This is a genomic window from Rickettsia endosymbiont of Nabis limbatus, assembly GCF_965196655.1.
GTDB lineage: Bacteria > Pseudomonadota > Alphaproteobacteria > Rickettsiales > Rickettsiaceae > Rickettsia.
On sequence record NZ_OZ239771.1, the window covers coordinates 949,125 to 963,704 of the forward strand.

The following is a 14,580-nucleotide window of genomic DNA, read 5'->3' on the forward strand; positions in this document are numbered from 1 at the left end:
TTAGTTTGAATAAGTCATAGTCGTCTTATATAAAATAAGTAAGTAGGACTTATTTTATAGGATGACTATGACAGAATATGAAAAAGGGAAACATACGGTATATTATCACAGGTATCACATAGTATGGATAACAAAATACTGTTATAAAGTATTAACCCAAGTTATCAAAGAAAGGATTAGGGAAATCATAGCTCAAGTTTCAGAGGAAATGAATATTAGGATAGTAAATGGGGTGATATCATCTGATCATGTACATATTTTAGTATCGATACCTCCTAATATAGCAGTAAGTGAATTTGTACAAAGAGCAAAAGGTAGAACTTCACGTAGAATACAACAAGAATTCCCAGAATTAAAAAAGAGATATTGGGGGAAGCATTTTTGGGGAAGAGGTTATTTTAGTACAACAAGTGGTCATATCACAGATGAAGTAATTAATGAGTATATAAATAACCATACAGAAGCTCATAAACCAACTTCTATTCCTAACATTAGATTGGAATAAGCTTTAGCTTAAACTCTACGGCACTTCTAGTGCCTATCATCAACCTACCGGCTCTCAGCCGGTAGTGGTTGATTTAGCAAAAAGAAAGTTGCATTTTGCAGCAATAAATTTAGACAATAAAGTTGTATTAAAAAAAGCAATGGATCGAAGAAGCTTTTTTGAAAATTTATCAACAATGTTTCCAGAGTCAGAAACCTTTGTATTTGAAGCTTGTGGTGGAGCTCATTATATGGCTCAAAGGCTTGAATCAATAGGACATAAAGCCATCTTGCTTAAACCTAAAGATGTGAAAGCATATGCAAAAACTCGACAAAAAAATGACATTAATGATTCAATTGCAATTTGCAAAGCATCATGTGATCCCGATTTAATACACGTCAAAGCTAAAACAATAGAAGAGCAAGAAATATCTTACCTGCATAAAGCAAGACAAAATATAATACAACAAAGGATTCAGTACAGCAACTCTCTGATGACTTCATTATTTGAATTTGGCTATTTGGTAACATGCGGAAAATCTACATTTGCAAAATCTTGTCAAAATTTTGTAAATTTTGCCCTAGAAGAAGGATTTATTAACAACACTATTGCTGAACAAATGTTGCTGGATTGTAAAGAAATTGAACAATTGATGATTCGTGAACAAAGCTTAGATAAAGAATTAGCAGCAAAGAATCGGAGTTCCAAGAAGGCAAAAATTTTAGAAACTATTCCAGGAATTGGTACAATTAACGCAAGTATTTTAAGCATCAAACCGGTTGAAGCATACGATTCTGCTAAGGATTTTGCTGCTTCACTTGGAATTGTCCCGAAACAAAATAGCACTGGAGGTAAGATTATTCTAGGAAGAATAACCAAGCAAGGTGATAGATATGCAAGAACAATGCTAATACAGGCTGGTAGGTCTTTATTGATGAGAAGCTATAAAACTAATCAGACATCAGGAGCGTTATCAGAATTTATTGAAAGATTAAAAGAAAAAGGGAAATCGTTCAATGTAATTGCAGTAGCTACAGCTAATAAATTGGCTAGAATCGCTTATGCCTGTCTGGTAAAGAACAGAAATTACCAATTGGTATAATAGTACTTAAGATTTAGGATAAATTATAAACTATATAATTTTTAAACTAGATAGGGGTAAAGAAATAAAAACAAAGTAGAATAATAAAACGGCGGGTTAAAGAGATAATACATAATCATTCTGGATGAAATCCGAGCTAACGTCATGGTACCTAGATACCGCTAACTTGAGTGAATCTCTCTAGGATCTTAGGCAGAATGCAGAAACCATTATGGCACTTTGATGCCGAATATATGACTGCTTCATTTATCATTAACTGTTTTTTATTTTTAGTACTTGTTTTTAACCAGGCGTCCATATATGACGATGCCGTTAGCATTGATGACATTGTACAATGATATCACAGCATAAAAACAAAAGTCGTCTTTCCTTGCTCATCATTTTCTGCCCAGATTTTTCCGCCATGCAGCTCTATTACCTTTTTACATAAGGCAAGCCCCATTCCTCTACCGCCTGCAGGTGAGCGGGTTTTTGAGCTTACAACGAACACGCCGAATATAGTTTGTAGTTCCTCTTTTGGAACGCCTATTCCATCATCTTTAATAGTAAATAAAATATTATTTTCCTGCTTTTGTAAATCAATTTTTATTATACCATCATTACAATAGCTAATAGCGTTAATTATCAAATTATCGAATGTATGGCTAATATAATGAAGACCACATTTAAATATTATATTTTCTTCAATCTCAGATATAAATTCTAACTTCTTATTATTTAAGTATAGTTTTTTACATATTTTAATTCGCTCATGCAATAGCTCACTTAAATTTATGTTGTCTTTATTTAATTCATAACCAAGACTAGATAATTTTGAAAAATCTAAAATATTACTTATCAGACTATTTAATCTAATAGAACTTTTAGCTATTATCTCTACTGCATTACGGCGTTGATCATCGCTAAATCTATCGTAATTAGCCCATAAAGTTTCACCAAGGCTAATAATACCGGTTAACGGCGTATTTATTTCATGGTTTATATTACGTAAAAACTCATGTTTTAGATCAAGCAATTTTTCAAGCTCTTGCTCTCTAAAACTAACCATATCCCCTAAATGAGTATTTTTTAGGTTAACTAATCTTTCTTGTTCTTGCCTCGGTCTTAAGAAAACAATTAACAAACCACTAAATAAAGTAATGAAATATATCACTTTAAACTGAAAACAATCTATACTAACTAAAAGCTTCTCATCCATAAAATATTTATAAAACTCTATGCTGGCAAATACTCCAATAATAGTCATAAGCAAGGTGGTATGCCATCTAAATAATGTCGCAATTATTAGCAGGTTAATTATTGAACTCATTAATTGTAATTGATAGAAGTTGCTTGATAAAACAAGCAAACTACTAAAAAATATCAATATCCCGAAATTAGCAACAAACCAGAATAATGATATGATATATTTCTTCTGGAATTTCAAAGGCCATAACGGATAGGTGATGAGTATTGCAGAAGTTACAAGCGTGCAGTGATAAATGATATTATATATATTTAGATGGTTCATTATCCTGCTGTTAGGCGTAAGATATAAGGATGAAAAAATAGAGATTAAAATAAATATCCCAACATAGCTATAAGTGATTTCCTGGCGTGGTAATGTATTATTCCAATATATTAAAGGATTAAAATTCTTGATTAAGCGGAATAAACCCAAGAATCTTCTTCTTCGCTCTTGCTTTATCAGTCTTACGCTTAGAGGCTCTTTTAACGAACCAAAGCCGCCTGGCTGTTTTAAAATATAATGACTACCAAGGAAAAAGATTAAGTTTATGATTGCAGCCGGTAAGATCGGATAAATCCCTATAATCTGCCTTAAAGAAAATAATTGCCATGCTATGATTGTTAATAATGCTGCTACCGCACCGATAAAAAAGGTTTTAGCAGTTGATTTAAAGCCATATATTAAGAGAATCAAAGGCAAGGTAATTATAGGTAAATAGATGCTGGTAAGTAATAAAAATATATTAATTAGGTCTTTCGTATAAAGTGAGATAACGAACCCTATTAAACCTATGATGATTGCAGTTATGTAGCTATATCGCAGTGAGGTTTTTTTATAAATATCATACGTCAAGTTTACTGTCGCAACGTTAATATAAGAGTTAGTACTTGAGATTATCATTGCCATAATAACGCCGACTATTAAGCCTTTAAATCCTATGTAGCTTTTAGTAATCTGAAAAAATAATTGACTAATATCGACAGTATTTTGGGAAAACAATAATATCGCAATCCAAATGAATAAAACAGATAAACAAAGGCAAATAATCGCTGAAATAAAAAAGGTTCTTGATATCTGGTGTATGTCCTTTGCCATCAATATTCTTTGAAAAATCGAAGGACCAAGTGACGGAATGGCAAAATATATAAAGATATTTAAGGATATCCAAAATTTAGGGTTCGTATAATTAAATACCATACCTAAATCGGTAAGACGATGCTGCACATTTGAGTCGATAGAAATAGTAGGATCACTAAAAACATTCCACACTATAATCCCTATTACCGGAATAACGGCACTATAGGTAAAAAACTGTACGGCTTCGGTAAAAGTAACCGATTTAACGCCACCGAAAGCCGAATAGCTTATTACGAAAGTTGCTAAACACAAATCCACATAAAAATTTGAAATGCCAAAAAATAACTCTAGCACTAAACTAGCTATATGAAACTGAATAGCAATCCTGCCTATAGCCATTAATATGCTAACAATAGAGGTAAGATTCCAAACTTTATTGCCGTAAGCCTCTCCCATTATTTCGGCTACTGACCTACTGCCTAAAAAACGCTCGAAACGAGGAGCAAGGAAATAGGCAATTAATAACCAACTAACAACACTACCAAGTATGCTAGGAAGCAGGTAAAACAACCCGTCAGTATATATTCGTGAATTATTGATTAGGAAAGTACTAGTACCGATCCAAGTAGCAATTAAGGTTGCGACTATTGTACCGGTTGAGAAATTTCTTTTTCCGATCGCATATTCCCGAATATTTTTTATATTTTTAATATCCAAAAATCCAACGATTAAGTTAATCGCTAAAAAACTGGCAAAAATAAGAATGTCTATATTTGGCATAGAATTAAGTTAATTTTCTATGCGATAATAATCACAAAAAGTAAAACAAACAATAACTTTGTGGGCATCGTCATATATGGACGCCTGGTTAAAAACAAGTACTAAAAATAAAAAACAGTTAATGATAAATGAAGCAGTCATATATTCGGCATCAAAGTGCCATAATGGTTTCTGCATTCTGCCTAAGATCCTAGAGAGATTCACTCAAGTTAGCGGTATCTAGGTACCATGACGTTAGCTCGGATTTCATCCAGAATGATTATGTATTATCTCTTTAACCCGCCGTTTTATTATTCTACTTTGTTTTTATTTCTTTACCCCTATCTAGTTTAAAAATTATATAGTTTATAATTTATCCTAAATCTTAAGTACTATTATACCAATTGGTAATTTCTGTTCTTTACCAGACAGGCATAAGCGATTCTAGCCAATTTATTAGCTGTAGCTACTGCAATTACATTGAACGATTTCCCTTTTTCTTTTAATCTTTCAATAAATTCTGATAACGCTCCTGATGTCTGATTAGTTTTATAGCTTCTCATCAATAAAGACCTACCAGCCTGTATTAGCATTGTTCTTGCATATCTATCACCTTGCTTGGTTATTCTTCCTAGAATAATCTTACCTCCAGTGCTATTTTGTTTCGGGACAATTCCAAGTGAAGCAGCAAAATCCTTAGCAGAATCGTATGCTTCAACCGGTTTGATGCTTAAAATACTTGCGTTAATTGTACCAATTCCTGGAATAGTTTCTAAAATTTTTGCCTTCTTGGAACTCCGATTCTTTGCTGCTAATTCTTTATCTAAGCTTTGTTCACGAATCATCAATTGTTCAATTTCTTTACAATCCAGCAACATTTGTTCAGCAATAGTGTTGTTAATAAATCCTTCTTCTAGGGCAAAATTTACAAAATTTTGACAAGATTTTGCAAATGTAGATTTTCCGCATGTTACCAAATAGCCAAATTCAAATAATGAAGTCATCAGAGAGTTGCTGTACTGAATCCTTTGTTGTATTATATTTTGTCTTGCTTTATGCAGGTAAGATATTTCTTGCTCTTCTATTGTTTTAGCTTTGACGTGTATTAAATCGGGATCACATGATGCTTTGCAAATTGCAATTGAATCATTAATGTCATTTTTTTGTCGAGTTTTTGCATATGCTTTCACATCTTTAGGTTTAAGCAAGATGGCTTTATGTCCTATTGATTCAAGCCTTTGAGCCATATAATGAGCTCCACCACAAGCTTCAAATACAAAGGTTTCTGACTCTGGAAACATTGTTGATAAATTTTCAAAAAAGCTTCTTCGATCCATTGCTTTTTTTAATACAACTTTATTGTCTAAATTTATTGCTGCAAAATGCAACTTTCTTTTTGCTAAATCAATTCCTATTACTTTATAATTACTCATGGTATGGACTCCTTTATAAAATTATTAAAAATTACAAACCTATCTTAGGTTTTGGTTCTTTGATATCTTAATATCACTTAAAACCGTTGATAAGTTCTTTCTTATCATTGGCGTCCATACCATCAAGTTAAGTAACATAGTGTCAAAAAGAGTAATATTTTTAGATTTCAGGCAGCAAGAAGTCTTTGAGTAGCTTCATCCCAAATGGATTTAGCGGATGCAAATGCAATTCTTTGGTCAGGTGCTGTTTTAGTATATCTTCCAACATTTACGGCAAATATATTTCTAACTTTTCCCATCAGTGATAATGTACATTGTGCTGCATTAGGATGCTTAAATTTAATCAATATCTTCTCTTTTCGCCTAGTTGGTTGATGTGCATTCTCAACGCGATTATTTAATCTCTTATTAGTTCGATGTTTAGTCCTAGGACACTTAAGCCAAAACTTACGCTATGTTTGGTTCTAAATATCGTAAAGATGGAGAACGAAGCTGTTGTTGCATATAGTCATCTAAAAGCCCTAACTTTATTTGGTAGACCGTTTTACCTATTTTATTTGCAGTTCTTTTGAGAAAAGCCCAAACTAGAAATGCACAACTAATGTGATTACGTTGGATACGCTGTTTTCTGCATTGGCAACGTTCTATACCAGTCAGTTGCTTAATTTTTCTATGCATGCTCTCAATTACCCATCGCAAGCCAAACTCATCTTGTGCAGCTTTAGAAGATTTTTGAGTTTTGTTATTGGTAACAACATAATCAACTCTGTTGGTAGAAACAGTAAATTTAAACAAATTAACATGCTTATTTTTGGCAAATCCTTTTATATGAATCTCCATTCCATTCTTAATTTCTTCATCTGAAAACGTCAACTTGCTAACAGCTTTATAAGGCTCGTAATCACACGTTTTACTAACATTTCTATTGGCTTTAATAGGGGCATAATAATATTTGCCCAAGGAGTCAACATGTTGCATAATTTTGTGTGTAGCATACCATGTGTCAAAAAGTACAGTTTGAAAAGGAATCTTTTTACTATAAACAGCATTATTGAACATCTTTAGTAGGTGATCTAGTTTCGTCGCTCCATCATGATCAGGTGAAAAAATGCGATAATCTATTACCCAAAACTTATCAATATCGGGGTTATAATATACAAGACTCACTACTCCTATACCGGTAGTAACTCCACCTGTAGCTCCACTATACTGCGATCTAGCAACCTCTATTTTCTTTGTGTTCCTTTTGTTTAACACCGTATCATCAAATATTGTATATCCGTTAGATGAAAAGATAACATCATTCTTAATGTGTTCCCATAACAAAGAAGGAGTATATTTTTCATTTTCTAAAAATCTATTAATAACATCATGGCTACATTTCTTGGCATGTTCAGCGTAGTAGGTTAAACTATAATTCTTTTGGCTAATTGTTAAAAATTGACAGTAATCTGTTCTATTAATTGGTATTGCTTGCAATCTGTTCCTCTTTGACATGTTTAATTATTCTTACAATAATTTATCACTCTTCCACTCATAGCGTAAGTTTTGCTTAATGTTCATTTTATCTAAATGCCATTTATCAGTTGGCTTCCGCTCTCTCCTTCTGATAACATCTTGAAAATAAACTGCAAATTTATTGCATCAAAATCTTACTGTCTCATGACTCAAAATAATACCTCGATATGCCATCTGTTCTTGAACATCTCGGTAGCTACTATTAAAACGATGATATAACCATACTGCATGGCTAATGATGCTTGCTGGAAAACGATGTCTCTTCGGAGCTTGAGTAATACGCATAATGGTGAAATTTAGAGATAAATGGTTACTGCTATTCTATAAATTATTCCATGCATTTGCTCAATACTTAATTTACATCTCTCTTAACTTGATGGTATGGACGCCAATGATAAGAAAGAACTTATCAACGGTTTTAAGTGATATTAAGATATCAAAGAACCAAAACCTAAGATAGGTTTGTAATTTTTAATAATTTTATAAAGGAGTCCATACCATGAGTAATTATAAAGTAATAGGAATTGATTTAGCAAAAAGAAAGTTGCATTTTGCAGCAATAAATTTAGACAATAAAGTTGTATTAAAAAAAGCAATGGATCGAAGAAGCTTTTTTGAAAATTTATCAACAATGTTTCCAGAGTCAGAAACCTTTGTATTTGAAGCTTGTGGTGGAGCTCATTATATGGCTCAAAGGCTTGAATCAATAGGACATAAAGCCATCTTGCTTAAACCTAAAGATGTGAAAGCATATGCAAAAACTCGACAAAAAAATGACATTAATGATTCAATTGCAATTTGCAAAGCATCATGTGATCCCGATTTAATACACGTCAAAGCTAAAACAATAGAAGAGCAAGAAATATCTTACCTGCATAAAGCAAGACAAAATATAATACAACAAAGGATTCAGTACAGCAACTCTCTGATGACTTCATTATTTGAATTTGGCTATTTGGTAACATGCGGAAAATCTACATTTGCAAAATCTTGTCAAAATTTTGTAAATTTTGCCCTAGAAGAAGGATTTATTAACAACACTATTGCTGAACAAATGTTGCTGGATTGTAAAGAAATTGAACAATTGATGATTCGTGAACAAAGCTTAGATAAAGAATTAGCAGCAAAGAATCGGAGTTCCAAGAAGGCAAAAATTTTAGAAACTATTCCAGGAATTGGTACAATTAACGCAAGTATTTTAAGCATCAAACCGGTTGAAGCATACGATTCTGCTAAGGATTTTGCTGCTTCACTTGGAATTGTCCCGAAACAAAATAGCACTGGAGGTAAGATTATTCTAGGAAGAATAACCAAGCAAGGTGATAGATATGCAAGAACAATGCTAATACAGGCTGGTAGGTCTTTATTGATGAGAAGCTATAAAACTAATCAGACATCAGGAGCGTTATCAGAATTTATTGAAAGATTAAAAGAAAAAGGGAAATCGTTCAATGTAATTGCAGTAGCTACAGCTAATAAATTGGCTAGAATCGCTTATGCCTGTCTGGTAAAGAACAGAAATTACCAATTGGTATAATAGTACTTAAGATTTAGGATAAATTATAAACTATATAATTTTTAAACTAGATAGGGGTAAAGAAATAAAAACAAAGTAGAATAATAAAACGGCGGGTTAAAGAGATAATACATAATCATTCTGGATGAAATCCGAGCTAACGTCATGGTACCTAGATACCGCTAACTTGAGTGAATCTCTCTAGGATCTTAGGCAGAATGCAGAAACCATTATGGCACTTTGATGCCGAATATATGACTGCTTCATTTATCATTAACTGTTTTTTATTTTTAGTACTTGTTTTTAACCAGGCGTCCATATATGACGATGCCGTTTTATTTGATAGCTATTACCTACTACCCCAATAAATAAGCAGGAGCTTAGTAATTCATAAGCTGAATCAGGATCAAAACTACCAATGATTTTACGTTTTAACTGAGATTGCTTGCTAGTATCAGTGCTGCTTTCTATCTTATCTAGATATCGGTCTTTGGCTTTGTTTACATCGCTAGATTTAAACTGAAATGCACTATTATTAGCTTTAGTAGTTTCACGTAACTCATGAGCTAAAGCTTTAGCCATATAGTTTAGTAACACTTTCTTATGGCCAAAATGGTGATTGGAATATTCTCCTGCAAGCTTTAAGAGTAATTTATTAATAAATTCCAGATTAAATTCACGATTTGATTTTACTTGCAGTAAATCAGCATCTTCTTGGCTTAATGGATAAAAATCTGCTAATTTCTTTCTTTTGAACCAACTTTTATGATTAATAGCAGTAATTGCAGCATTATTGCTACTTGATTCTGTAGGATTATATTTTTTAGAAATGTTATCAATAACTGCTTGCAGTGCAGTATTAATCGGTGTAGCACCTGTTGTGATATTAGCACTAGATGAACTGATATTATCACCTTGTTGTTGATCATTGATTGATTTTATGACATTGCATTGTAAATTTGCTTCAGGTTTTTGTTGTTGTAACTGAGTTTGGTTATTGTAGTTAGATTCATTTTTTTTATTTTGAAAAATTGTAGATTCGCTAGATCTAGATTTATTAGATATATTTTTATTATTATCTATATATATTGTCCCATCCAAACTTTTTTGGGGTTGAGGTAAAATTTCTTTGGGTTTGACCCCAAAGTTTTTTGGAGTTGGTACAAAATTTTTTTCATTTTCAACGCGAGTTTCGAATTAATATAGCATAGGATTTAGCATATCAAGAGAGATGTAATAGAAGGTTTATTATCAGACATTTGATAATTTATCAGTGCTGCAACCATATGCACAAAGGCATTTGTAACTGATCTATGCCTTGAATGCTCAAACTTCCCCAATAGTTTAATTTTACTAAACACAGATTCTATTAATGCTCTTTTAAGCAATAATATTTTATCCAACATAGACATAAGTTTATTTTTCATATTTTTCTTTACCCTAGTTACCATAAAAATTCCTTGCTCTAAAAGTTGTTGAAATAATTGTTGTGAAATATAACCACGATCTCCGAATACTTTACCAAAAAGATTTTTGATCATCAGTTCCAGCTGTTTTCTATCATCCTTATTGCCAGGGCTAAAAGATGCTTTAACTATACCACCGGCTCTATTAATTATTAGATGTAGTTTAAGTCCATAGAACCAACCTTTTGTTGTCTTACTGCGTGCTGCTATGCCGGCGAACACTTTATTCATTGAAATACGGTATCTCTTACATACCTCTATACTACTTGAATCTACAAAAGAAAGGCCATCACACTGATCCAAAATAGAATTGAATATCAGTACTAATAGTGGTAAATGTGGACCTATTATTTTTATAAATTGACTATAGCTTACTAATTGAAAATCTCTTTGATGATAAATCCATATTTGCTTCAGATAATAATTCTTAAAACAATCATAAGATGACTGCCAGTAGCCTATTATAATTGTTATTACCTCACTTCTGTTAAGTCGACTTTTAGGACCAGATTTGTTGTTATGGTTAGTAATTGAATTTGTATGCTTGTCTAATTCTTGAAAAAAATCATCGACGTAACAAAATATTTCTGTAAAATCCATTATCATAGGTTATTGCTCTTAAAGTTTTTTCAATAACCTATAAACTTTTTTCTTATACTATAAATACCATATTTTAATTAGCAATTTGTATTTTGTACTCACTTTATAACAAAAACAGTATTATCAATATCCCCGTAACCCACTGTTTATCAGCTATACAGCGACTTTTTGAATACGAAACTCGCGTATTTTCAGGTGGTATTTTGCCAGAAGCAGGTTGAAAATTTCTAGCTAGCTTAATACAAGGAGTATTACGGCATTTAATGCCATATTTTACTACTGTTGCTTTATAAACTTCAATAAAGCCGCTCTTGTTTAACTCAATTAGACACTGTCTTACACGTTCTTGACAGACTCCCAAGTGTTGTTCAAAGAAATGATAGGTTTCCTGAAGCTCGTCGATAGAATTGTTATAATAGATTTGCATGCGGAAGACTATAAGAGATAGTAGCTGTCTTGCAGTCTTACTTAATATCTTACCATTACTCGAGACCAGATTACTCCATTCAGGAGGGATGAAATTACCGACAAAATTATAGAATATAGTGGGATTATTATCTCCATTATTAACATCTATTTTACTAGGAGTGGAAAAAGAGGAGAATATATTATGCATAATATTCCTCCTGAATATCAGTTATAGAAGAGATTTGAAAGCAATTATAGCTCTGATAACTTAATCTCAAAGGAGAATATATGGAGCATAAGAATTTTTGCTTGTATTTCAGAAAGTCTTGAAAGTCTGATTGTAAGGTGGTGGGTGATAGTGGACTCGAACCACCGACCTTTACGATGTCAACGTAATGCTCTAACCAACTGAGCTAATCACCCTTATATTTTTAAATTCTATATTTATTGTATAATATTCTGGATTTCAAGCATTATTTATATTATTTTATTATTTATTTATTTATTATGAATTTAAAATCTAAAGCTTTTGACTTTACTCAAAATTTTATTATTGCACTTGATGGTCCTGCTGCTTCCGGTAAAGGTACTATTGGGCTTATGCTTGCTGAAAAATTTTCTTTAAAATATGTTCAATCAAGTATCGTTTATAGGAAGCTTGCTTTGGATTGTATTAGTCAGAAAATAGATATCGCAGATATAAATAAAGTAATTGCTTTATCTAAAGAAATAGATATCACAGGTAAATTTGACTTAGAGGACGAAAATATAGGAGCCATTGCTTCGCAGATTGCCGTAATAGCTGAGGTAAGAGATAATCTAAATAAGCATTTAGTAAAGTTAATTAATACTACACCTCGAATTCTTATGGAGGGTAGAGATATAGGGACAATAGTTGCACCTAATGCCGATTTTAAAATATTTATAACCGCAAACCCTGAAGTTAGAGCTGAGAGACGATATAAACAGTTGCAAGCTAAAGGGAAAGCATGTATACTTGACGAGATTTTACAACAGATAATTTTGCGTGATAAAAGAGATAAAGAGCGAGAAGTAGCACCTTTATTACCGGCTTTGGATGCATTAATTATTGATACTTCCAAACTTTCACCCTTATCGGTTGTAGAACAAGTAACGCAGTTTATATTGCAAGAATAAAATAGCTTGGTGCTTATAGTTTATTTTATTTATTAACCCTTTAAAAAAGATTATCTATTAGTTCGGCACCACTAATATTTACGAGAAAAATATGACAACAAAATTAAAACAAAGATTCGTCCCACAACTTGCAGCAGTTAATCATGAATTTGAAGATGATTTTTCTAAAATGCTTGAAACTGTTGATACGAGTCATATAAAACCTGGAACAGTAGTAAAAGGTCAAGTAGTTGATATTAATGAAGTAGTGGTTGTTGACGTTGGATTAAAAAATGAAGGTAGAATACCTAAATCCGAATTTTTATTATCACCAGCACATAAATTACCTGAGATTGGTGATTTAGTTGATGTTTATATTGAAAAAACTGAAGGGCATAGCGGTAAAACCCTAAGCCGTGAGAAAGCGATAAAAGAAGAATTATGGGATCAGCTAGAACTCATGTGTAGCAAAGGTGAGTTTGTTGATGGTACAATTTTTGGTCGTGTAAAAGGTGGATTCACTGTCGATTTATCCGGTGTTGTAGCGTTTTTACCAGGAAGCCAAGTGGATGTTAGACCAATTAAAGATCCTAGCTCTATAATGAATATTAGGCAGCCGTTTAAAATCCTTAGTATGGATAAAAAGCTTGGTAATATAGTTGTTTCAAGAAGAGCTATATTAGAGGAATCACGTTCTGAAGCTAGAGACGAAATGCTATCTAAAATCAAGGAAGGAATGATCCTTGAAGGAACAGTAAAGAATATTACAGATTATGGTGCATTCATTGATCTTGGTAGTGTTGACGGCTTATTACACTTAACTGATATTTCTTGGGGTAGAGTTAACCATCCATCAGAAGTGCTAGAATTTAATCAGAAAGTTAAAGTAATGGTTATCAAGTTTAACGAAGAGACTAAAAGAATATCTCTCGGTATGAAACAACTTGATTATAACCCATGGGAAAAAATTAAAGAAGAATTCCCTGTAGGTAAAAAAATGACTGGAAAAGTCACAAATTTTGCTGATTATGGTGTGTTTATTGAATTAAAAGACGGTCTAGAAGGGCTTGTTCACTCAAGTGAAATTAGTTGGCTTAAATCTAATCAAAATCCTAGAAAGACCCTTACTATAGGTCAAGAAGTAGAATTCATGGTATTAGAAGTTGATACGGAAAAACATCGTGTTTCTTTAAGTATTAAGCAATGCCAGCAAAATCCTTTAATAAAATTTGCTGAAACTAATCCTGTTGGAACAGTGATTAAAGCTCCAATTAGAAATATTACTGATTTTGGAATCTTTGTTGCACTTAGTGATAATTTAGATGGTATGATTCATGAAGGTGATATTAGCTGGGAAGATAATGGCAATGAGTTACTTAAAACATACAAAAAAGGTGATGAAGTAGATTGCAAAGTTCTAACAATCAATATTGAAAAAGAGCAGATTAGCTTAGGTATTAAGCAATTAACTCCTAATCCATATCAAGGAATTGCTGATGAATATAAAAAAGGAACAGTAGTTAAAGCTGTTGTAACAGCAATAAAAGATGACGGATTGGAAGTATTAGTAAACGATAAAGCAGCAGGATTTGTTAAAAAATCTGATTTATCAGATGAAAAAGAAGAACAAAAATCTGAAATGTTTGCAGTAGATCAAGAAATCGAAGCAAAAGTTGTTTCTATCGAAAAGTCAACCAATAAAATCTTATTATCAATAAAAGCCCATAAAATAGCAGAGCGTCAAAAGGCTCTTAAAGAATATGGTTCTAGCGATAATACAACCAATATGGGCGACATACTTGCTAATGCTTTAGAAGATAGTAAGAAGTAGGATTGTTAGTCAACCTCCTAG

The 14,580-nt window shown here is 32.3% G+C and carries 13 protein-coding genes, 1 tRNA gene and 2 pseudogenes; 6 read left to right on the top strand and 10 right to left on the bottom strand.

The window, feature by feature from the left end; translation table 11 throughout:
- The first annotated feature begins 67 nt into the window (after positions 1 to 67).
- The 3 genes from tnpA to ACOAL3_RS05445 all read left to right on the top strand — a co-directional run bounded on the left by tnpA (position 68) and on the right by ACOAL3_RS05445 (position 1,924).
- On the top strand, positions 68 to 505 hold the full coding sequence (tnpA, locus tag ACOAL3_RS05435) for an IS200/IS605 family transposase (protein ID WP_419235612.1): 438 nt from the start codon (positions 68 to 70) through the stop codon (positions 503 to 505).
- A gap of 88 nt (positions 506 to 593) precedes the next feature.
- Positions 594 to 1,586, top strand: coding sequence for an IS110 family RNA-guided transposase (locus ACOAL3_RS05440; protein WP_419234513.1), 993 nt, complete (start codon positions 594 to 596; stop codon positions 1,584 to 1,586).
- Positions 1,587 to 1,783: 197 nt separating this feature from the next.
- Entirely contained in the window at positions 1,784 to 1,924 is a 141-nt protein-coding gene (locus tag ACOAL3_RS05445) for a hypothetical protein (protein WP_419234514.1), read from the top strand.
- A gap of 2 nt (positions 1,925 to 1,926) precedes the next feature.
- Here ACOAL3_RS05445 and ACOAL3_RS05450 read toward each other — a convergent pair whose 3' ends face one another.
- The 6 genes from ACOAL3_RS05450 to ACOAL3_RS05475 form a co-directional block, all read right to left on the bottom strand.
- Positions 1,927 to 4,671 (bottom strand): sodium:solute symporter family transporter, encoded by a 2,745-nt coding sequence (locus ACOAL3_RS05450; RefSeq protein ID WP_419234515.1) that lies wholly within the window; start codon positions 4,669 to 4,671, stop codon positions 1,927 to 1,929.
- 9 nt (positions 4,672 to 4,680) lie between these two features.
- Positions 4,681 to 4,848, bottom strand: a complete 168-nt coding sequence (locus ACOAL3_RS05455; RefSeq protein WP_419234516.1) for a hypothetical protein — start codon at positions 4,846 to 4,848, stop codon at positions 4,681 to 4,683.
- A gap of 197 nt (positions 4,849 to 5,045) precedes the next feature.
- Positions 5,046 to 6,083: an IS110 family RNA-guided transposase gene (locus ACOAL3_RS05460; RefSeq protein ID WP_419234517.1), complete on the bottom strand. Its 1,038-nt coding sequence runs from the start codon at positions 6,081 to 6,083 to the stop codon at positions 5,046 to 5,048.
- A gap of 167 nt (positions 6,084 to 6,250) precedes the next feature.
- Positions 6,251 to 6,430 carry a transposase gene (locus ACOAL3_RS05465; RefSeq protein WP_419234512.1) on the bottom strand — a complete coding sequence of 60 codons (180 nt, stop codon included), beginning with the start codon at positions 6,428 to 6,430 and terminating at the stop codon, positions 6,251 to 6,253.
- A 100-nt stretch (positions 6,431 to 6,530) separates the two neighbouring features.
- Positions 6,531 to 7,562, bottom strand: coding sequence for an IS701 family transposase (locus tag ACOAL3_RS05470; protein WP_473198140.1), 1,032 nt, complete (start codon positions 7,560 to 7,562; stop codon positions 6,531 to 6,533).
- Between the two features lie 165 nt (positions 7,563 to 7,727).
- Positions 7,728 to 7,886: a hypothetical protein gene (locus tag ACOAL3_RS05475; protein WP_419234518.1), complete on the bottom strand. Its 159-nt coding sequence runs from the start codon at positions 7,884 to 7,886 to the stop codon at positions 7,728 to 7,730.
- A gap of 214 nt (positions 7,887 to 8,100) precedes the next feature.
- Between ACOAL3_RS05475 and ACOAL3_RS05480 the strand changes: the two genes are divergently transcribed.
- Positions 8,101 to 9,138, top strand: coding sequence for an IS110 family RNA-guided transposase (locus ACOAL3_RS05480; RefSeq protein ID WP_419234517.1), 1,038 nt, complete (start codon positions 8,101 to 8,103; stop codon positions 9,136 to 9,138).
- A 297-nt stretch (positions 9,139 to 9,435) separates the two neighbouring features.
- Here the strand turns inward: ACOAL3_RS05480 and ACOAL3_RS05485 are convergent.
- The 4 genes and pseudogenes from ACOAL3_RS05485 to ACOAL3_RS05500 all read right to left on the bottom strand — a co-directional run.
- Positions 9,436 to 10,299 (bottom strand): annotated as a pseudogene (locus tag ACOAL3_RS05485) (hypothetical protein); the annotation flags it as partial.
- 32 nt (positions 10,300 to 10,331) lie between these two features.
- Positions 10,332 to 11,189 carry an IS982 family transposase gene (locus ACOAL3_RS05490; RefSeq protein WP_419234519.1) on the bottom strand — a complete coding sequence of 286 codons (858 nt, stop codon included), beginning with the start codon at positions 11,187 to 11,189 and terminating at the stop codon, positions 10,332 to 10,334.
- A gap of 175 nt (positions 11,190 to 11,364) precedes the next feature.
- Positions 11,365 to 11,799 (bottom strand): annotated as a pseudogene (locus ACOAL3_RS05495) (hypothetical protein); the annotation flags it as partial.
- A gap of 138 nt (positions 11,800 to 11,937) precedes the next feature.
- Positions 11,938 to 12,014: transfer RNA gene (locus ACOAL3_RS05500), tRNA-Val, on the bottom strand.
- An 81-nt stretch (positions 12,015 to 12,095) separates the two neighbouring features.
- Here ACOAL3_RS05500 and cmk point away from each other — a divergent pair.
- Both cmk and ACOAL3_RS05510 read left to right on the top strand, forming a co-directional pair.
- Entirely contained in the window at positions 12,096 to 12,749 is a 654-nt protein-coding gene (gene cmk / locus ACOAL3_RS05505; RefSeq protein ID WP_395477629.1) for a (d)CMP kinase, read from the top strand.
- Between the two features lie 91 nt (positions 12,750 to 12,840).
- The gene (locus ACOAL3_RS05510) at positions 12,841 to 14,559 is read left to right on the top strand and encodes a 30S ribosomal protein S1 (protein WP_419234520.1); all 1,719 of its coding nucleotides are present in this window, start codon (positions 12,841 to 12,843) and stop codon (positions 14,557 to 14,559) included.
- The last annotated feature ends 21 nt before the right edge of the window (positions 14,560 to 14,580 follow it).